The following is a 20,257-nucleotide window of genomic DNA, read 5'->3' on the forward strand; positions in this document are numbered from 1 at the left end:
TAATCATACTGGTTGCCTTGCCGATTGCCGCTAGAACCACGCGAACTGAAGCTGATGCCAGAATTCTATCACTTCGCGAAACCAAACGAACCCCAACGAACGTTTGCCGCAGTCGATGAACGCCGATGCCGACTCGCCTGACCGCAAATCAACATTGGAAAGCGAATCCAGCTCGGCTGTCGCTCGACAAACAATGCGACCATCGATCACCTGAAACGCATCATCGATTGAGCCTAGTGTCGCTGTCAGTGTTTGATCCGGTGCGGCTTTCAACATAAACCGAACCGCAGGCGCGTCCTCCACCGAAGACACTCGTTCACGCACATACGCAGCAAGGTGATCCGGGATTGTCAGTTCCAGCTGCCACTGAGTATCGGCCGGGACAATTTCCAACAGCAACTGACCTCGCTGCACCGGCCGCGACATCAGCTCACGCAGCGGGTCTTTGCGGAACACGGTCCCTGAAAAAGGAGCGACGACGTTCAACGAATCTATCTGATTCTGCAGCAGCCTGAGTAGTTCTCGCAGGTGTTTCATTCGCTGTTCAAGCCGCTGCTCGGTGCCGCTTAGTTCCGGTTGCGAATCCGTAATGCGTTGAGCCCTCACTGCGGTCAGTTCCGCCGCGGCCGAATCGTATTCGCCCTGGATGCGCTGTAGTTCGAGTTCCAGATCGGCATTCGTCATCCGCAGCAAGATATCGCCGGACAAAACGGAAGCTTCGTTTTCGAACAACACCACAGCGATCGTTCCGTTCTCTGGCGCGAAGATTCGTTGCCGATCGGGCGAAGTAATCTGACCTGGCACCTCAACTTCAAACCGCGCCGGAATGAATGCAAGAGCCAGCATCAGCACCGCCACCATTGTGGCCCAACGTGCCGCCCGACTGTTCAGAATTGTCGAACCGAAAATGCGGGACGAAGTTCGGCACCAACGCAGCAGGCCGTTCGACGCGATTTCTCGAAATTGCTCAACCAGCCCTTCATCCGGCTGGGATTGCTCTTCGAAAAGTTCCACACTGATGGCTGCAAACGGCGAAGGTTGATTGGCAGCGTCCGAACGGTGCAGCTTCAGAATTCGCATCATCGACGTCGGATTTATGGCGGCCGTTTCTGCGTCCGCGGATACGGTTGGCGGCGACGTCCAGGATGCGAATTCGTCCGAGGCAGCCAGTGATTCGATCTGTCGAACAGTTTCGGAATATCGGTTGACATCACGCACGCCCGTGGCCGCCCGCATCTTCCAGCGGCCGCTTTGGTTGGTGAGCACCGAAATTCGACAATCGCCAAAGACCGCGACGCCGTCCTGAGCAACAAGCGACGCAGCCTCAGCAAGCGACGTCGCTCGCTGCAATCGTGTCGCCAGGCCGGTCAACGCTGCCTGTCGCTGCAATCGGTCTTCTGCGCCGGACAGCTCGTGACGGCCAACGTATCGAGCCAGCACGTCAACAACAACGCGGCAGGCTTCGATAAAGCTCGATTCGGGTACGTTCAACCCATTAAAACGAACCTGCAGCACGCAGGCCACAGACACCGCTAATGGGCTGGCAACCAGCAGAGACTTCTCAGCCATTCCAGCAGTCGTGCCGTGATCGGTGCTGGTCGAATCAAAAATCGCGTGTCCCGATTCCGCCAGTCCGTGCAGCTTCTCTGCCAAACCAGCATCATCTTCCACCGCCTGTTTGTCCTCGTCTACCGTTGCCGACGTCAGCCGTTCGGCAGAATTTTGACGTCGCAACCAAACGCAAACACGGCTCCGATCTGCCAGCGGACCAACGCACGCTTCCGTCAGTCGATGTAACTCCGACAGCGCAGCATCCGCCATCGCGGCCGTTTCCAGTCGCTGCAACGCCGCTTCAAAATTGTGCAGCCACGTATCCGTCATCGATTCGGTTGCTGATTGTGGCGAACAGGAATCGCTGGAACGCATATCAGAATCAGGATGATACGACGACACTCGAAAAAGAACCGACCAAACCAGGTCGGCTTTTTCAAAAAGCTGAGGTTCTCTTCCACAGATTCTGCGGCAGTCTCACAATTATCAAGTGCGGGGGTTGAACAGTCAGCGCACCCGTGGAAGCTGAGTACTCAACGCGCTCCCCCCCGCACACAAAGCCAGATTGCGTTTCCAAAGCCTGCTGAATGATTACAATCGCGAGGCGACTTGATGTTTTTCTTTTGGCGAATCAATGCACACAAGGGGCAACGATGAGTGATTTGAATACGAAGCACAATCGAGCTGTTTGGATGGACATTCCTGTGGCAGACCTGGGTCGAGCCAGAGAGTTCTATGCTGCAGTGCTGGACATCAATGTCGCGCGGGAGAAATTTGGAGACGTTGAGTTTTGTGTATTGGAACACGATTCCGGGAACGGTGGTTGTCTCGTTGTGGACGCCGACGCAATTTCATCAGAACGTGGGATTCTCGTGTACCTTAACGCAGATGGCCGCATCAAAGATGCGGTCGCCAAGGTGGAGACACACGGCGGAAAGATTGTCGAGCTGGTTCATTCAATCGGACCGCACGGTTTTCGAGCTCTGATTGTCGACAGCGAAGGAAATCGTGTCGCCCTCCATTCGAACACCGACACTTAAGAACAACGACTTTTTGAGAACGCCTTGTGAATAAACACCGCAGCAGGCCGGGCCGCTGGGAAACGGGGGAGAGGCTGTCTGCTTATTGCGAATGAGGTCACATGGAATGCGCGGCACTCGCTGGGGCCGACAGTCAGCTGCGGACCTGGCCTGAAAATGGGATTGGTCCGGTCAGGTAGAATCTGCGGGCTGAATCGGCTGTCCGCAATGTGGTGCGTGAATAACCGCACCGACGGGAGCAATCAGCAGGACAGGGCACACCGCACAACCGTCATGTGCCGAAGATCAGGACTGTCCGGTCTCTTAAGACCGCAAGAACGCCCTGACTTCACTTCCGTTCGTGACCAACTTCATGAGCCACCACTGTCACCAAACTGCTGAGCTGCGCGAGCGAACACTCGCCCGGAACGTCGTTTGGCCACGGCGGACTGTGCGGCGGGCTCGATGCGTGGCCTGGCTGGCCGTCGCAAACAGCCTGTTGCTGCTGGTTGCGGCGTGCGGCTGTCGGTCAGGCGAAACGTGGCGTGAGACCGTCGGAAACGACACCAGTTGCATCGACAACATCGTATGCAAAGTCGAACACCCGGTGGCGGAAGTGCATCCCGTCGCGTGGTCTGACGCTCCGGTCACATTGCGGCAGCGAGCGGATCTTGAGGCTATCGAATATCGCGACATGTCGCTGGACGAAATCCTGCAGATCGCACTACAGAACTCTGATGTGCTGCGAGAACTTGGCGGAACGGTCTTAAGCAACCCGGCCGCTATCCGATCGCGGCTAACGGGAAAGCTGGCGTTGAGTGATCCACGCTTCAGCCCCGAAGCCGCTCTTTCCGCCTTCGATGCTCAACTCAAAGCGGCCGCGTTCTTCAGCAACAACGATCAACTCTACAACAATCCGTTCTTCGCCGGCGGCATCAATAGGTTTCAGCAGGATCTGGCCGAATACGAACTGGAACTGGGAAAGATCACAGCCACCGGTTCTAAATTCGCGCTGCGATCTATTTCGTTGTACGACGCCAACAACGCACCAGGAAATACGTTTCCGAGTGCATGGAACACGTATGTCGAAGGCGAAGTTCGTAAACCGCTGCTGCAAGGAGGCGGCCTGCAATTCAATCAGATTGCGGGACCAGGCAGTCGCCCCGGCGTGTACAACGGCGTGATGTTGGCCAAAGTCAGCGCCGACATGACTCAAACCGATTTCGAAACATCTGTTCGAGATTATGTGAATGACGTCACCAATGCGTACTGGGATTTGTACTTCGCCTATCGAGACCTCGACGCGCGCAGCCGCGCGATGAAGCTGTCGCTTGAAGCGTGGAACCGCATTAAGGCTCGTGCCGAAAGCGATCTGGAATCCGGCGCGGCAGAAGCATTGGCTCGCGAACAGTATTATCGCTTCAAGGCCGACGTGGACGAAGCCATAACCGGACGAATCAGTCGAGGAACTCGCACCGGCAGCGGCAGCACCGGAGGAACTCTGGAAGCGTCGGGAGGTGTGCAAACTACAGAACGCCGCTTGCGACTTTTGATCGGTATGCAGATTTCAGACGGGCAAATGATTCGTCCGTCTGACGAACCGCTGGAAGCGGATATCGTGTTCGACTGGGACATCGTGCAACAGGATGCTCTGAAGCTGCGACCGGAATTGCGAAAGCAGCAGATGCTGGTGCGTCGTCGCGAAATGGAATTGCTCGCCGCCAGGAACTTTCTCAATCCACGTTTGGATGCAGTCGGCCGCTATCGATTTCGCGGCTTCGGTGACGACCTGCTAAAGCAGGGAAACAGTTCCAGCGTTCCAGCATCGTCGATTGGCAACATGCTGGACGGCGATCAGCAGGAATGGTTTGTGGGCTTCGAATACGAAGTTCCGATCGGTTACCGCAAAGGACATCTGGCCGTTTCGAATGCCGAACTTTACCTCACCCGAGAAAAGATCGTTCAACGCGAACAGCAGCGTGAGGTCATTCATAATCTGACCAACGCCATCGCGGATGCGTCGCGAGCGTACGAGGCCTGCCAGAACAGCCTCAACCGTTACCTCGCCGCAAAAGAAGTTCTCGCCGCCTATGAAGCTCAGGACGACGAAGACATTGATATCGAAGTCGATCATCTGCTGGACGCTCAACGCCGAACCGTGGAGGCCGAGTTGCGATACTTTCGAGCTCGCACAGAATACGCGGTGGCTTTGAAAAACGTCCATCTGGAAAAAGGTTCGCTGCTGTCCTATCACAACCTGTTTATCTTCGAACATCAGTCGCGAGTAGCGGCGGACACAGGCGTGATTGCAGAAACCGTTGCGACCGCATACGACGGCAACAAGCGTGAGACAACTTCGGATTCGGCTGATGTGACGGCCAGTGTCGGCGATCAAAGTACGACGGCTGCAACAACGGCAACTGTTTCCGAAAGCCACAGCACCGCGCCGCGAATCGCTCCCGCCGTCGAACCGATCGACGCCGGCACTGCCAAGCCAGCCACGTCGAACCCGTTCGCTCAAGCCGATGGACCGGTGCCAACGTTCTGAGGTGACCGCGTCGGTTGTGATCACTCGCGCGGGCCGCGAGGCTCATGACCACGCCTCGAAGGATGCTGCCCCCCCCCCAACGAAGCGTCCGGGGGAGGTCGAACGAGCAACGCAATGTTCGGGAGGCGGCCGTGCGAGCGGGGAGCATGCCAGTAAAGCGTGCTTTCAACGTGCCATCCGCCCTCCCCCGATCTTGCTTCGCTCGATCGACCCCTCCCGCAATAAATTGCGGGAGGGGTCGATCGAGGACACCGTCTGGACTTACCGGGCAAACGACCACGCGATGAGGGTCAAACCCACAACCACCACGTCCGCGAGCGTCACTCGAGTCGCTCGGGCGGAATGACGCAGGTAGTCCAGCAGTCGTCCGGTCGGACAGCCGAATCGGCAATAGGCCATCGGAATCACGACTGAGGCCGCCAGCGTAAGCACGGCGAACACGATGCTGCCAGCGCCGGCGACGTACCAAATCCAAGCACTGAAGGGTTCCCACGCCGATAAATTTCCCGCTCCGTGCAACAGAGTTACTAACACGGCCGCCGTCAGCAGAATTCCCGGCATCCAGGTCAAGTACTTCAACACCTTCTTGCGCGGCTTCCAGCTCTTGACCGGAAGCCGACGCAGCAACTGTTGAGCGGCTCCGTGAGGACAGATGTGCGTGCAATACAGGTTGCGTTTTGTGAGCGGAGGCAACAGCATGCTGACGGCCACGACGGCGAACAGCCCCGGAGCCAGCTTCCATGCTATTCCGTTCGCCGCCCAGCCGGTCAGCACGGCCAGCGAAATCAGGTTGCCGGTCATCAATCCAAAATACCCAACCAGAATCAGCAGCCACAACATCTGCAACCACCGAACTCCTCGCAGGCGTGTTGTCCCAATCACAATCGCCAGGACCAGCGCAATCACGGTGCCGGTATCGTGAGGACTCCAGTGAACCTGTCGCCGCTGTCGTTGACTCGCCTGTTCCTGCTGGCGACGTTGAAATTCGGTGGCCGCTGCCACAACTGTTTCGGCCACGGCAAGGCTGGTCATCGTGGCACCGGAAACACCTTCAATCTGCTCCGCCACAAGGTCGATGCCGCCAAGTTCGGACAATCGTCGCTCAAGGAATACCTTCCAGAAGTAGTCGTCTTCGTTTAAGTATCCGGAGTACGGTTCGTTGTCGAAAGTTCGTCGCAGTCGCACCGAAGTGACAACGTCGTCCATGTCTGTGGCGATCAGGAGTTCGTTCGGGCCCTGATAGCCGGCAATCGAATCCACAAGCGGTCCCGTGCGAATCAGCCGCCCGACTACCTGGCCATCAGAATTCTGCACTTGAGCTTCCACGCTGTTAACGACGTGCAACGATTGACCGTGGTCAGGGCCGTAGATCGCTGTCAGGTCTTCTTCGTTGAGATCGTCCGGAAAACGGAGCGACGGTTTTTCACCACCGAGTCGCACGGCAATACCTTCTGCAATGGCCAGCGCTGTGAGTGTCGCTCCTGTTGTCGCGTCGACGTCCGTAAACGTCGACGAATCCCCCAAAGTCCAGCCACGAAACTGATAAAGGAAGTCTTCGTCACGTTCAACAGCGGCCACGTGGTCGGGAGTGTCGTCGCTAAACAGCAGGTCGGCTTCCGTCACCACCAGTTGTTCGTCCAGCAGCAACGCGACGTTGCTGGGTCCACGATACCCGACCACCTTTTTCGCCGCTGGCAACGTTTGACACACGTGTCCCAAGCTGTTGCCGTTGTCGTCGACAATCTCCTGAAGTCCGTCGCTGGTTGGCGATCGAACTTCGGCCGCGGTTGGCTGCAATATTCGAGCTTGCTGAAGTGAAATAATGGAAGGCGTATCGCCTTGTCGTTGCGCTCCCTGACGACGTTCGGCAGCAACACGCAATCCTAACGCCAACAACATGACCAGCAGGCAGCGCAGCAAAGTTGCCAGTCGCGGCTTCCACCCGTTTCGAACTGGCGTTGGCGGTTCGACAATGTTCAGTGGCGACGGACTAATGAATTCGTTCCCGCTTCTTTTTCAAGATGCCGCTGGCTTTGTTTAATCGATTCTTCAATCGTTCGAATTCTTCGTCAACGTCCGGCGGAATGACGGCGTCGGGTTCGGCCAGCGCGAATTCAGTGATTTCCGGCAACACGACTTCGCCGGTCAGCAGAGCCGTGATCAGGCTTTTGGTGCATTCCACAGAGGCATTGCTTTCCATCAGCAACTGCTGCAGTTCTTCGTCTTCGACCCCCGGCGGCAGCGATGTCACACACGCCGGGCAACCAGCAAGGCAGGGGCAGTCGTTGATGATGGTTTCCGCCAACCGGAGCGCTTCGCTGAACACTTCGAAGATTTTCTCCGCGTAGCCCACGCCGCCTTCGATGGTGTCGAACAGGTACAGAGCGCTACGCCATTCGCCGGGCTGCACTTCGGTTAGCGACACATCGGTTTCGATGTTTTGCGAATCGCACAAACAAAGACTTGGTGCCGTCCGCTTCAATATGTACGCCAGCCCATAAAGCCCTGCCCCAATGTGGCGTTTGTCAGCCGCTTCGATGGCAGTGCGCCAGTGTTCGGATGGGTACAGAGCAAACCCAGCGGTGTCGTAGATGAACGGGTCGAGCGTGATCGGGCCGTAGCCGATGTTTTCCAGCGTGCGTTCGCGAATCTTTTTGTACAGCTTGGGCTGCCGGTTGACGTTGATGTAGCCGAAATCGAGTCTTGAGGTGTTTTCCTCAACGTAGCCGTCATCGCTCCGCGTGACAAGCGGCGCAAAGGCCGATTGTGAGCCTGAAGCCCCTTCGTCCGGACGCGACGCATCGGCGAGATCGCTATCCGAATCTGCAAGATTCGGACGCTCACTCGCCGTTGTTTGAATCTCCGAACCGCGCACCTCATCACTCGGAGAGTGATGGCTACTTTGGCTGACGCCTGGACACCCGACTTTTTGACTTTCCAGCAACTCCGTAATTGTCACTCGGCTTTCCCATACGCATTCGGTGTAGTAGTCGACATCGACGGGATCCACGCGGCACAGCTTCTTTTCCAGGTCCAGATCCATCGACATATAGCGACGGCCAAGATGCTGATAGATCGCGTCCTTATACAGTTCGCCGCGAGCTCCAATGGGATCGATTTCGCCGATAACTTCGGTGCCGCAGAAAATTTCGATGTTGTAGTCCGTCATGCCGCGCAGGTTCACACCTTTGGCCGGATAGTCACGCATCGCGTAACGATAGTTGCCGTGATATTCCTTCAACGTGCCATCGTCCTTCAACACTTCCAGGGCCGCACCGTAAGCCGGTTCGGGAAACGCGGGTTCGGTATCGCGCAACGGGTGTTCGTGAGCCGCGCAGGGAAGGTGCTGCAGAAGGATGTAAGGATTGTCTGCGTTCAGCCACGCCTGTTCGATGGGCGCACGCTGCAGGAATTCCGGGTGATTCACGAAGTACTGATCGATCGGTGTGTCTCGAGCCGCGTACACGATCACTGCGCGAGAACCCCGTCGGCCGACTCGCCCCGCCTGCTGCCAGAAGCTGGACATCGAACCCGGATGGCCGCTTAGCAAACACAGATCGAGATCCCCGATATCGATGCCAAGTTCCAGCGCATTCGTGCTGACAATCGTGGTGACGCGGCCTTCTGCCAGATCGCGTTCCAGTTGCCGACGTTCGTTGGGCAACAAGCCACCGCGATACGGCTTCACCTTCTTCTTCATTTCGGGCCGCCCATCCGTGACGGCTCGCACCAAGCGTTCGACCTGTTGACGCGACCGGCAAAAGCAGATGGTCCGGACTCCCTGTTGAGTAGCTTCGCGGATCAGAGGAATGCTGATCGAGTTCGGCCCCTTGCGGTACATCGCGTGTCCATGACTTTGCACCACGGGCGGATTCACGAGGTACAAGTCTCGCTGCGGCCGAGGTGCTCCGTCCCGATTGATCAGATGGAACGGTCGATTGAACAATGCTTCGACGTGTTCACCCGGGTTGCCGATCGTTGCGGACGAACACACAAACGTCGGCCTGCTGCCATGCATTTCGCAGACTCGCAGCAACCGTCGCATGACGTTTGCGACATGAGACCCAAACGCCCCACGATAAGTGTGGACTTCATCGACAACGATGTACTTCAGCCGCGACAGAAACGTCCGCCATTTGCGGCTGTGGTTCGGCAGGATTCCCGAATGCAGCATGTCGGGATTCGTGATCATGAAATCAGCCTGCGACTGGATCCGGTTGCGTTCTTCGCGTGGCGTGTCGCCATCGAAGGTGCCCAAGCGCATGTCCGCGCCGGCCGCCTGCAACAGGCCGCCCAGCGTGCCTTCCTGATCGCGTGACAGAGCCTTGGTGGGATACAGCAATGCCACGCCGAACGGAGCATCCGATGTGATATAGTCGTGCAGAATCGGCAGCAGGAACGAGAGCGTTTTTCCGCTGGCCGTTTTGGACACCAGCACGGTGTCCTGCCCCTGGCGAATCGATTCGAAGGCTTCGCTTTGATGGCTGTAAAGCGAAGTCAGCCCCTTGGATTTCAACGCAGCGGCCAGTTTCGGATCAAGTTGTTCGGGCAGCGGTTCGAAGTCGCCACCGGTGGGTTGCATGACGGTGTGCGACGAAATCTGAGCGGCAAAGCGGCCCTCAAGATAATCAACAAATGCATCCATTCCCATGGCCGCAGGCTCCGTTGGTGTGACAAGTTTCCAGCGACGTGTTTTACGTCGCCGTCACTCCATTTGCCAGCGGTCAAATGCCCCGTTCAATCGCCTGTGCCGCTATCGCAACACGAAAGTCCCCCGTTCCCAAGCCGTTTGAGGACCAGCTCCGGTCTAAATAACTCCCCACCTAAATGGGTGCACGGCTCCTTCGCGGGTGGCCGGGATTGAACTGACCGAAGCGAATGAAACCCCGCCGTTTCACTCGTTCCTCGCTCCAACCCCGACCACACGCCGCTCCCAATCCCATAGGGGGCCATCTAGTTATCGTCAGCCGCTTTTTCCTCAGGCAGCTCGCCATCCGACGTCAGATTGAAATCAGCGACATTGGCCTTATCTGCTTCAACGGTATATCTAAGCTCCGAAGAAACGTTGTACTGGGCTGGGACTGTTTCCGGCTTGCCTGGCGACCGACTTCCATCGTCTTCAATACTCCCTTCCCTGGCGGTTCTGATCGCGACAATATAGGTGCCCGGCTGAGCTCCCATGCGGCCACCAGAAAAGTTCAGTTCGTATTCACCGTTTTCGTCCGACCGTGCACCGGCCGGTCGGCCTCGTTCTGGTTGAAAGATAATAGACGCATTCGGCAACGGCGCGTCATCCATTGTGATGGTTCCCGTGACGGTGGCGATCTCCGGACCGCTATCACCACATCCAACAAAGATACTCAGTGTGCCTGCAAGGGCCATATAACGAATAATCGACATCGATTAGCTCCTTTCAAAAAACTCAAACAAGGACGCGTCGGCCAAATGAAGTCGGTCGGCAATCAGCGGATATCAAGCCAGCCGCGATGACGCCAGGCGCGGGCTCGCACACCCGCAGCTACACCAAGGCAGCAGCAGGAGTGCATCGCTGGTGCGAAGAAACGTAGCTGCACTCTCGCCACCACGACGGCGAATGCAGCTACGCGAATGCTGGCCTGCAGTTCAGTCGGCTATACCAGGTTAGAACTCACCAGTGACAAAGCCGTCGTCTTTGGAAAACAGCCGCTGATAGGTGCCGTACGCTTCGCCGTTAGGCTGCTTGAACGCGTTTGCGTTGTTTGTCCACGGAGTTGATGTGTGATCGATGTTTTCGCTGATGAAGCGAACCGAACCGTCACCCAATACAAACTGAGCTCCACCCACATGCTGGCTTCCGGCAGTGCGATGTGGTTGAGGGTTGCCTTCGGCGCTGGTCCAGTTCATGGGCCATTCGCCCTGCACGCACAAAGCGTTGGTGGCTCCCTGAGCTCCCGTGAGTCCGTTGTTGTCGGCGGCACCGTAGAACCTGCTGCGATTGCGACGGTTACCGTCCATCTTCCACTTCGTCTCGCACAGCATTATCTGGTTTGTCGTTCCGTCGATAATGTCGCGGATGGCGATTTGAGTTCCGTAGCTGGTACGAGCGAAGACACCATTCCGACGCAGCGTGTTTGTGCCGCCGTACCCGTTGTAAGAACTGTTCGCCGCCTGGTAGCTGGTCGTCGCTGATTTCGGAATCGCACCGTCGTTGAAGTTCTTGGGCTTCGGGTCAGACGGACAACTCATCGCTTCAAAAGTGGTCTGAGCCAGCTGGACGTTGCTAATGCTGCCGCCGGGAGTAGTCGGAGCTGTTTCTGCCAACTGCTGACTCGAGTTGAACTGCTGAAACAACGGCGCCTGATCGATAAACGGCAACAGTGCCCAGCCCCAACCGTATGCGGGACCCCCACGACCTGAATTCCAGTTTCCGTCAAAGTGCCCTTTGTATTGATGCCCGAGCGGAAAGCATCGATACACGTCATGGTAATTGTGGAGTGCCAGCCCAAACTGCTTCAGGTTGTTTTTGCACTGCGTGCGTCGAGCCGCTTCCCGAGCCTGCTGCACCGCCGGCAGCAACAAGGCGACAAGAATCGCGATAATGGCAATCACCACCAACAGCTCAATTAGCGTAAATCCGCGCAGGGATTTCCGTGGCAAATGAGAACGGAACATGAGTGTCTCCATGCAAGAGGAAAGGAAAAAGAAGGGACTGTGAAAATCGCCCGAACGGGCTTCGCTTCGTGGCGTCGGTCTTGTTCACCCGAATGGGCATTGAGAAATAGGACCTTCTGCCACCTGCAGAATAGCGCCAACGGTGTTAAAACGGCACCCCGCAATTCCTACCAATATAGTTATTTTTTAAACCTTACAAATAACACAGATATTGGGGTTACATTCCGACAAATCCGGTGTCCAGACTGCCGCGGAATTATGGCTGCCCGGGAATCGACCGTTTGCGGCACCGTGCGCGGGTACAGGGGATAAAGCGCGCGGCATTGCTATTCACTGACCTGCGATTTTGCGAACGGCAGATCGCCAGCGCGTGTGCACCAAGTCACATGAAACGTGACGCTCGAAGTGCAGAAGGCGAAGCCGAGAAGCCAGAACGAAAAACGCCTCGCCGATGCGGAAAGCAATCGGCGAGGCGGTTTCTGGTGGACCGGGGCAGGTCAGCTCAACCCGCCCAGGCGCTCTCCCGTCGTGATTCATGTACGCGTGCGTTGTTCGGTCACGTTCAATGACCTCATCACACAACGTCTTCGTGGGGGCTCAATTCCCCAGTTCAATCCGGCCACTTGCTGCGGCCATTCTTCTGCTACGTGCTCGAATATCGTCCCTTTGATTCCTCCCGCTGATCGTTCGTGCCTTGCGGAAGTTTCGGCGTTGCTGGCACTCAGGAAGCCTACAACACGTCAGCCGTTTTGCGGCGGCGGATTCAAATTGTGCATGACAGAACGTGGTTCCAACGGCCAGTTCTGACGGTCCGGAAACCGGGGCAGGCAGGACGGGCTCAAAACGATCCGCCACGCGAGCAAGTCGCTGAAACAAGTTCCGTTTCGCGGCGTCACTTCTGAGAAACCCGACCGGAAAAAGTGGGCTTGATGCGTCCGCCGCAGAATCCGGGACCGTTGCGTTTGCGAAACGTGCTATATTCGGCCGCCGTCGCCCGGATTCACCAGGATTCCTGACCCCATGCGTTGCCTGACGGGTGCGGCGGGCCAAAAATGCTCCATAGCAATCCGAACTCACCAATCCGGCGAAGAAAATTCCGCCAGCCCCGTAGCAAAAATTCACCATGAAGATTCAGCAGTTTCTTGAACACTACGGAGTCCGGATCAATCCGTTCAGCCAGGAAGACGCTCAGTCCGATCACATCTTCCAAAAGCACTGTGCGGCGACCATCTATCATCCGGCGTGGGACAAAGTGCTGGGCGATTTCGACAACCCGTCCACTTCCATCGTGTTCGGCGAAAAGGGCGCGGGCAAGACGGCGATTCGGCTGCAGCTGATCAACGCCATCGACGAACACAACACGCAGCATCCTCAGGAACGAGCGTTCGTCATCAGCTATGACGACCTGAACCCGTTTCTGGACACCTTCCGCGACCGGTTACGTGGCCGCAAACGCAACGCCGACAACGCACTGAAAGAATGGCGTCTGTGGGACCACATGGACGCTCTGCTCACGCTTTCAACGCGCCGGCTTTGCAACGTGATCGCTGACGAACATTCGACGGACCCCGACATCAATCTTCAGCAGTTGAAAGACCTGTCTCGACTACGCAAACGCGACCTGCTGATGCTGGCCGCCTTCTACGATCAGTCTTCGGACCAGTCTCACTGGCGTCGCTGGAAACGCATCAAATGGCGAATCGGATTTCTGGGTCTCAGCATCTATTGGCGATTTCTACTCGGCGTGCTGGTCACTTTGGCGACGCTGGCCTTCGCATTACGAGACGCACCGGCTGAAGGACTCCGCGAACTGGCCGCATTAAAAGCATGGTGGATTTACGCCGTGATCGCCGCTGGCTGGGCGCCGTGGTTGAAACGGAATATCTCTTTGTGGTGGCGAGCTCGGCACATCGCCAAGCAGGTTCGTATCCTGGAACACGGCACAGGCACACTACGCCGCATTCTGTCGCGAATCCCCGCGAAAGAACTGGACGGCCAGCCGATGCCATCACGTGATCGCAGTGACGACCGCTACGAATTGCTGGCCAAGCTGCAGCGGATTTTAAAACCGCTCGGGTTCACCAGCATGGTCATTTTGGTCGACCGAGTTGACGAGCCGCATCTCATCAACGGGTCGGCTCAACGCATGAAAGATTTCCTGTGGTCGATGTTCGATAACAAGTTCCTGAAGCATCCTGGCATCGGTTTCAAAATGCTGCTGCCTCGCGACGTTGTCTTCTTCCTCGGCCGCGAAGAAAAAGAATTCTACGAACGATCGCGACTCGATAAGCAAAACCTCATCAAGAGCCTGGAATGGACGGGTGAGTCCCTGTACGACATGGCCACCAACCGCATTCGAGCCTGCCTGGACGAAGGTGCGGACCAAACCATCTCAATCCGCAACTTCTTTGCCGAAGATGTCACCGAACAGGAACTGATCAACAAATTCGGAAAGCTGCGAGTGCCCCGCCACCTGTTCCGATTCCTGTATCGACTACTCACCGACCACTGCAACACGTCGACTCAGGACAGCCCCAATTGGAAGGTCAGCCACGAGACACTCGAAAAGTGCATGGACGCCTACCAACGAGAACTCGAAGCCATGGACCGTGGCCTCGGCACCGGCTAGTTGGGCGGGGACGGCCCCGCGGCCGGTTGGCGTGGCGGGCGGGTGACGTTGTCCGGGCTGAAGCGCCGGCGGTGCTCCCGTTGGTCGGGCGGCGACGGTCCCGCTGTCGGTCGGCGTGGCGGACTAATGAGCGGGACGAAGGCTGAATCGCCGGCGTGCCTCCCGTTGGTCGACGGGGATGGCCCCGCGGCCGGTTGGCGTGGTGGACTGATGAGCGGGACGCAGGCTGAAGCGCCGGCGTTGAGAATTTCAGCCAAAGCGTTACAGGCGATCGAAGCTAAGCGAAAACAACTGTTGGCAGTCGCCCAGGTTACCGGACAGCAGTCCTCGCTTAAACCACCGCACTCGTTGAGCCGACGAGCCGTGCGTGAAGCTGTGAACGTCAACTCGCCGTCCCGCTGCCTCCATGAGAGCATCATCGCCGATTTGGTTGGCGGCGTTGATCGCTTCTTCCATATCGCCGTCTTCAAGAATCCCGTACTCGCGGTGAGCGTGGTGTGCCCAAACGCCGGCAAGGAAGTCCGCCTGCAATTCCAAACGCACTGACATCTGGTTGCTCAGCAACTTGTCGCCGGAAGCTCTGGCTTCGTTGACCGGCCTGTTGAACGCCAACAGATTCTGCACATGGTGAGCGACTTCGTGAGCGATGACGTAGGCCTGTGCAAAATCGCCTTCTGCATTGTGACGCTGAGCGAGGTCATCGAAGAACGTTGGATCGATGTAGATCTTTTTGTCAGCGGGGCAATAAAACGGCCCCATCGCCGCCTGGCCCGGGCCGCAGGCTGTTTGCGTCTGGCCGGTAAACAGCTCCAGCCTCGGTTCCTGATAACTGGCGCCTTCGATCTGTTCGTCGAACAGCTTCGTCCAGATTGTTTCCGTGTCGCGTAGCACGACTTCCACGAATTCGCGGTTGTCGTCGTCGATGCCCTCGCCAGCGGGAGCCTGAGCGGCTCGGTCCTGCAGATTGCGAGCCGCGTTTCCGGCAAGTTGCTGCATGCCAGCACCGCCGCCCATGAACTTCACGATCAGTACGACAATGATCGCGAGAATTCCGCCCCCGCCGCCCATCGCCATTTTCGGCGACATGCCGCGACGGTCTTCCACATTCGAACTTCGTTCACGACCGCGCCATCGCATAGCTGATTCTCCCTGAAGCTGGCTGGCCCGCCATTGTTGAGTAGAAATGTAGAATACTGTGGAAAGACGGCTTAACCAATTGCCGTTTTGAAACGTTCAATCGCCGCTTCCACATTTTTGCGGCTATTGAAGGCACTCAATCGAAAATAGCCTTCTCCGGACGCTCCGAAACCGCTGCCTGGTGTGCCAACTAAATGGCCCTTTTCCAGCAGCAAGTCGAAGAACTCCCAGCTGCTGAGATCATTGGGTGTCTTCAGCCAGACATACGGAGCGTTGACTCCGCCAAAGACACGAATGCCAACAGCTTCCAGACCTTCTCGTAGCAGCCGAGCGTTTGTCATGTAGAAGTCGATCAACTGCTTCATTTGCTCGCGGCCTTCAGAGGAATAAGCCGCAGCCGCTCCCTTTTGAACCACATACGAAGCTCCGTTGAACTTTGTACTTTGCCGACGATTCCAAAGCTGGTGCAGCGCGACTTCGTCACCGCTGCTGATCTTCACTTTCAGATCTTTGGGCACCACGGTGAAGGCACAACGCACGCCGGTGAAGCCCACGTTCTTGCTGAAGCTGCGGAATTCAATGGCGACTTCGCGAGCACCTTCGATCTCATAGATGGAACGAGGCACGTTGTCGTCGGACACGAACGCTTCATAGGCGGCGTCGAACAAAATCAGGCTGTTGTGTTGCTTCGCGTAATCCACCCACTGCTGCAGAGTTTCTCGCGACGCCACCGTCCCCGTGGGATTGTTGGGGTAGCACAGATAGATGACATCTACGGGCTCAGTAGGCAGGTCCGGAACAAAACCGTTTTCTTCGGTGACCGGCAGATACACCAGGTCGCCGTAGCGTCCATCGGCATCGGCTTCGCCCGTGTTCCCCGCCATTACGTTCGTATCGACGTAAACGGGATAAACCGGGTCTGTGATCGCGATGCGATTGCCGGTGCCCAGGATGTCTAAAATGTTGCCGGTGTCGCACTTCGAACCATCAGAAACGAAGATCTCATCGGCCGACACATTGACGCCTCGACCTTTGTAGTCGTGTTCAGCGATCGCGTCACGCAGAAACGAATAGCCCTGTTCCGGCCCGTAGCCGTGAAACGTGTCGCGGCTGGCCAGTTCGTCGACAGCCGAATGCATGGCGGCCACGATTGCGGCGGGAAGCGGTTCTGTGACGTCGCCGATCCCCAGTTTGATGATTTCGGCCGACGGATTTTGATCGGCAAACGCGTTTACGCGTCGAGCGATCTCAGGAAACAGGTAGCCAGCTTTCAGCTTCAGAAAATTTTCGTTAATGCGGACCATGTGTAAAGTTCTTACGGCCTTTAAAAGTGAGCAAACAGGACAGCAGAAGCGATTCATAGCGTTCCGACGTCCTCGCCGAAATGGTGCCCGCTGTCTTACGCCTGGATAATCGAAAATCAATCAAATAAAAAAAGGTGAGGGCACTCCCACGAGCGACCTCACCTTTGTTTTTCGCCTCTGAAAAATCAGAGCGGTCAACTACTCTTTCGTCGCTGCTTCAACGGCTTCTTTGCCTTTTGCAGCAGCATCTTTGATTGCTTCTTCGCCCTTGGCGGCTGCGTCTTTCACAGCTTCTTTTGCATCGCCAGCGGCTTCTTCAACAGCTGCTTTTGCGTCGGCCGCTGTTTCTTTGGTGGCTTCGACAGCGTCGCCAGCCGCTTCTTCGACAGATTCCTTGGCTTCGCTAGCCGCGTCTTCCAGTGATTCCATCATTCCTGAGCCAGCTTCAGGAGCACCGCCGCCAGTGCCTGAGCCGCCTTCCATTTCGCCTGCGTCAACGTCACCGTCTGTTGTGGTTCCGCCATCGGTGCACCCAACCATCACGCAAGCACCCAGCAACAACGCACTCAAAGTCTTCCACTTAGACATCTTCTGTCTTCCTGTCATCAATTTTCAATTTGAAACTTTTGGATTTCTGATGAACTTTCATCAGCCCCCGCCGACGCACATTTTTCAGATCTGTAGCAAATTGCAAGAGCCGAGACCGCTATTCCGCCATTACGTTCGACTTTGCCATCAGGTTCCTGCATTCGGTATCGATCGCAGCGATGGCAGTGGCGAAATGGCAATTTGGGAAACCCACAAAAAGCAGGCCGAAACGCCGAAGTCGAACAACGCACGTCGCCCCGGGAAGTGAGTCACGCGATCGTGGGCAACCGGCAACGTAGCCGTGCAAACCAGCCATCTGATTCAGGACGATGGTTCCCGGCGTCATTCGGAGTTGCGTCTACCTCCCACGCTGCCCCACTTCCGACCTCGCCACGGCCCGTAGACCATAAATCGCGACTTTTCGAGCGTCGAAACGCGTTTCCGGCGAACAAATTGGGCTGGTCAGGACGTCAATTTGCAGGCGCACGCTCCAGGCTCTGTCCCGTCATCTGAAATTTGCCGGGGAACTCGTGAGCCGTGCCGCTCAGCTAATCGAGGGACAGAGCCTGGGCCGGGAATCGTTCTGTTTTGCTGGCAGACATTCCAAAAACGCGGGTAGCTTCAATAATGCGGGTCGTTCGGCGGCCTATTTCTCAGCGTCGGGGCGGAATGCTTGATCACAGAGGAATCAGCACGCACAATCAATAATCGGGGCACCACATCGCAATCGATCCGGCCCCATGAGCCTCACCGGCTAGTAAAAGTTTGTCTACCCGCACCGGCAATGCATCATGAGTGACTTCAAAAGGCGTTCTGAATGGCCGATTTCGTAAAAAACACGCCCTCAATCCTGGTCTCACTGGCTGTCCATGTGGTTGTCGTGCTGGTTTTGATGATGATTCCGCTGGCCATTCAGGCCACGAATTCTGATTTGCTGCTGGAATCGATTTTCACCGAGGACATCCCGTACGAGCAGATTGAGCAGCAGCTGGAGCTGGAAACCAAGCCAGCCGAAACGCTGAACGTGATTGCTGGCGGAGCCCCCTCCACCGCCGTAGGCGCGGCCGCTCAACCCGCATCGGCTCCAGTGAACGTGCAAAAAGCCAACGTGCTAAACGAAGCCACGGTCGATGCGCCGCGAGTCGAAGCGATGGTGCTTAGCGGCGAAGTGATGGCGACCGAACTGGGCGAAGGCGAAATCACGGGCGAGGTCGGCGCGATGGTTGAAGGCTACGGCGACGCGATGGGCGTGATCACTCAGGAAATTACCCGCATGATGCGGCAGTCCAAAGTGACGGTCATCTGGATGTTTGACGAATCCGGAAGCCTGGAAGACGACCGCAAAGAGATTCGTGAAAACTACATGCGCGTCTACGACGAACTCAACATCGTCGCAACGCAGGACAAACAACTTCGCCGTCGAGCCGCCAATGATCAACTTTTGACGGTGGTCGCCAGTTACGGCAAAGACATTCACGAATGGACGCCGCGACCAACGGCCGATCCGGAACAGGTGAAGGCAGCGATCGACAAGGTTCCCGTCGACGAATCCGGCGAAGAAAATATGTGTCGCTCGGTGGCACAAATCATCAATAGGTACAAAGCGTCGACAGCGACCGGCAAGCGAAAGCTGGCCATCATTGTTGTGTCGGACGAATCGGGCGATGACGGCGATTATGTCGAACAGGTGATTGTCGCGGCAAAGCAGGCGAAGTCGCCCGTGTACGTGATGGGCCGCGAAAGCATGTTCGGTTATCCGGTGGCTCGACAACGTTGGGTTTACGAAGACAAGGACGAAGGCATCAGCGAAACTTTCTGGCTGCCCATTCGACGTGGCCCGGAAACCGCGTATCCGGAATGCCTTCAGTGGGACGGCCTGCACGCTCGGTGGGACGGCCAGGCAGCGGGCTTCGGTCCGTACGAACAGGTGCGAATGGCGCGCGAATCCGGCGGCATCTTTTTTGTCCTGCCCGGCAACGAAAAGAACCTCGTCGGCCGCGACGTGAACCTCAAACGCAAGTACGACTTTCTGGCGATTCGCGAATACACGCCTCTGCTGTTGTCCCGCGAAGAATATGCCATCGATCGCGCGAAGAGTCCCTTTCGCCAAACGTTGTGGAACGTGATCGTTCGCCTGAATCCGCTTGATAACAAGATACTGTTTGAAACACACGACCCGGAACTGAACATTCGGCGTGAGCATTATCCGCTTCTGCCAGCTCCGTTTCAGCAGGAAGCGGGGCGCCAGGCAATCAAGGCGGCCAAAGCGATGCTGCTGATCAATGAAGCGCTAGGCTATCTGGATGACGTGAAGCCTCAGCGAGCGGCCGAGCCGTCTCAACGCTGGCGAGCCGGTTACGACTTGGCGTATGCCCAGTTGCATTTGTTCCGGCTACGGCTGTTTCAGTTCCTGCTGGCAATGGACGCTCACGCAAGTAACATGCCGAAGCCAGCAAACCCCGAGTCGAACGAATGGAACTTCTGGCGCAACAAGAAGACGCTGGTTCCTGATGAAGACCAGTTCGCTCGCCTGGACAAGACTTTCAATATCGGAATGTCGCGGGATGAGTATCTTAAAATGGTCGTGGAAGAAGAGAAGAAAGCGATTGAGTTGCTGAATGGCGTGATCGCCGAACATCCAGGCACGCCATGGGCCTTCCGAGCATCCCGTGAAATCAGCGACGGTTTCGGCTACATCGTCACAGACCGTCTCTGGGACCCCAGCGGTCGCCGCGAAGAAATTGCTCGAACGCTGCCGAAGCTGTAGGTCATTGCTCGCATTGTAAACTTCCTAATCCCGGCCGGGTGGTCAAGTCAGAAGCAGGGCCAT

At 56.8% G+C, this 20,257-nt stretch carries 12 protein-coding genes; 4 read left to right on the forward strand and 8 right to left on the reverse strand.

All coding sequences use genetic code 11. From position 1 onward, the window contains the following. Window positions 1-30: 30 nt before the first annotated feature. Window positions 31-1,881, reverse strand: a complete 1,851-nt coding sequence (locus Fuma_RS13465; RefSeq protein WP_077024591.1) for an efflux RND transporter periplasmic adaptor subunit — start codon at window positions 1,879-1,881, stop codon at window positions 31-33. 323 nt (window positions 1,882-2,204) lie between these two features. Between Fuma_RS13465 and Fuma_RS13470 the strand changes: the two genes are divergently transcribed. Further along, window positions 2,205-2,591 (forward strand): VOC family protein, encoded by a 387-nt coding sequence (locus tag Fuma_RS13470; RefSeq protein WP_077024592.1) that lies wholly within the window; start codon window positions 2,205-2,207, stop codon window positions 2,589-2,591. 448 nt (window positions 2,592-3,039) lie between these two features. Continuing rightward, window positions 3,040-5,118 (forward strand): TolC family protein, encoded by a 2,079-nt coding sequence (locus Fuma_RS13475; protein WP_158520972.1) that lies wholly within the window; start codon window positions 3,040-3,042, stop codon window positions 5,116-5,118. Window positions 5,119-5,379: 261 nt separating this feature from the next. Here the strand turns inward: Fuma_RS13475 and Fuma_RS13480 are convergent, their stop codons facing one another. The 4 genes from Fuma_RS13480 to Fuma_RS13495 form a co-directional block, all read right to left on the reverse strand. Then, a complete protein-coding gene (locus Fuma_RS13480) occupies window positions 5,380-6,915 on the reverse strand; it encodes an FMN-binding protein (protein WP_158520973.1) in 1,536 nt (511 codons plus the stop codon). A 193-nt stretch (window positions 6,916-7,108) separates the two neighbouring features. Further along, on the reverse strand, window positions 7,109-9,769 hold the full coding sequence (locus Fuma_RS13485; RefSeq protein ID WP_077024595.1) for a DEAD/DEAH box helicase: 2,661 nt from the start codon (window positions 9,767-9,769) through the stop codon (window positions 7,109-7,111). A gap of 302 nt (window positions 9,770-10,071) precedes the next feature. Beyond that, window positions 10,072-10,518: a peptidase associated/transthyretin-like domain-containing protein gene (locus Fuma_RS13490; protein WP_083732030.1), complete on the reverse strand. Its 447-nt coding sequence runs from the start codon at window positions 10,516-10,518 to the stop codon at window positions 10,072-10,074. Window positions 10,519-10,758: 240 nt separating this feature from the next. Then, window positions 10,759-11,769, reverse strand: a complete 1,011-nt coding sequence (locus Fuma_RS13495) for a DUF1559 family PulG-like putative transporter (protein WP_077024596.1) — start codon at window positions 11,767-11,769, stop codon at window positions 10,759-10,761. Window positions 11,770-12,892: 1,123 nt separating this feature from the next. Here Fuma_RS13495 and Fuma_RS13510 point away from each other — a divergent pair. Next, entirely contained in the window at window positions 12,893-14,398 is a 1,506-nt protein-coding gene (locus Fuma_RS13510; RefSeq protein ID WP_077024599.1) for a P-loop NTPase family protein, read from the forward strand. 261 nt (window positions 14,399-14,659) lie between these two features. Here the strand turns inward: Fuma_RS13510 and ypfJ are convergent, their stop codons facing one another. From ypfJ to Fuma_RS13525, 3 genes are all read right to left on the reverse strand, one after another. Beyond that, window positions 14,660-15,535, reverse strand: a complete 876-nt coding sequence (ypfJ, locus tag Fuma_RS13515; protein ID WP_077024600.1) for a KPN_02809 family neutral zinc metallopeptidase — start codon at window positions 15,533-15,535, stop codon at window positions 14,660-14,662. 71 nt (window positions 15,536-15,606) lie between these two features. Next, a complete protein-coding gene (locus Fuma_RS13520; RefSeq protein ID WP_077024601.1) occupies window positions 15,607-16,839 on the reverse strand; it encodes an LL-diaminopimelate aminotransferase in 1,233 nt (410 codons plus the stop codon). Window positions 16,840-17,037: 198 nt separating this feature from the next. Next, window positions 17,038-17,427 carry a hypothetical protein gene (locus tag Fuma_RS13525; RefSeq protein ID WP_083732031.1) on the reverse strand — a complete coding sequence of 130 codons (390 nt, stop codon included), beginning with the start codon at window positions 17,425-17,427 and terminating at the stop codon, window positions 17,038-17,040. A gap of 817 nt (window positions 17,428-18,244) precedes the next feature. Here Fuma_RS13525 and Fuma_RS13535 point away from each other — a divergent pair. Next, on the forward strand, window positions 18,245-20,194 hold the full coding sequence (locus tag Fuma_RS13535) for a vWA domain-containing protein (RefSeq protein ID WP_077024603.1): 1,950 nt from the start codon (window positions 18,245-18,247) through the stop codon (window positions 20,192-20,194). Window positions 20,195-20,257: the final 63 nt, after the last annotated feature.

Origin of the sequence: Fuerstiella marisgermanici (genome assembly GCF_001983935.1) — a bacterium.
GTDB lineage: Bacteria > Planctomycetota > Planctomycetia > Planctomycetales > Planctomycetaceae > Fuerstiella > Fuerstiella marisgermanici.

What these genes read in the sequence shown, in the direction of transcription:
- Fuma_RS13465 (WP_077024591.1), bottom strand. Translation starts at nt 1,881, where the DNA reads ATGACGGATACGTGGCTGCACAATTTTGAAGCGGCGTTGCAGCGACTG.
- Fuma_RS13470 (WP_077024592.1), top strand. Translation starts at nt 2,205, where the DNA reads ATGAGTGATTTGAATACGAAGCACAATCGAGCTGTTTGGATGGACATT.
- Fuma_RS13485 (WP_077024595.1), bottom strand. Translation starts at nt 9,769, where the DNA reads ATGGGAATGGATGCATTTGTTGATTATCTTGAGGGCCGCTTTGCCGCT.
- Fuma_RS13490 (WP_083732030.1), bottom strand. Translation starts at nt 10,518, where the DNA reads ATGTCGATTATTCGTTATATGGCCCTTGCAGGCACACTGAGTATCTTT.
- Fuma_RS13495 (WP_077024596.1), bottom strand. Translation starts at nt 11,769, where the DNA reads ATGTTCCGTTCTCATTTGCCACGGAAATCCCTGCGCGGATTTACGCTA.
- Fuma_RS13510 (WP_077024599.1), top strand. Translation starts at nt 12,893, where the DNA reads ATGAAGATTCAGCAGTTTCTTGAACACTACGGAGTCCGGATCAATCCG.
- ypfJ (WP_077024600.1), bottom strand. Translation starts at nt 15,535, where the DNA reads ATGCGATGGCGCGGTCGTGAACGAAGTTCGAATGTGGAAGACCGTCGC.
- Fuma_RS13520 (WP_077024601.1), bottom strand. Translation starts at nt 16,839, where the DNA reads ATGGTCCGCATTAACGAAAATTTTCTGAAGCTGAAAGCTGGCTACCTG.
- Fuma_RS13525 (WP_083732031.1), bottom strand. Translation starts at nt 17,427, where the DNA reads ATGTCTAAGTGGAAGACTTTGAGTGCGTTGTTGCTGGGTGCTTGCGTG.
- Fuma_RS13535 (WP_077024603.1), top strand. Translation starts at nt 18,245, where the DNA reads ATGGCCGATTTCGTAAAAAACACGCCCTCAATCCTGGTCTCACTGGCT.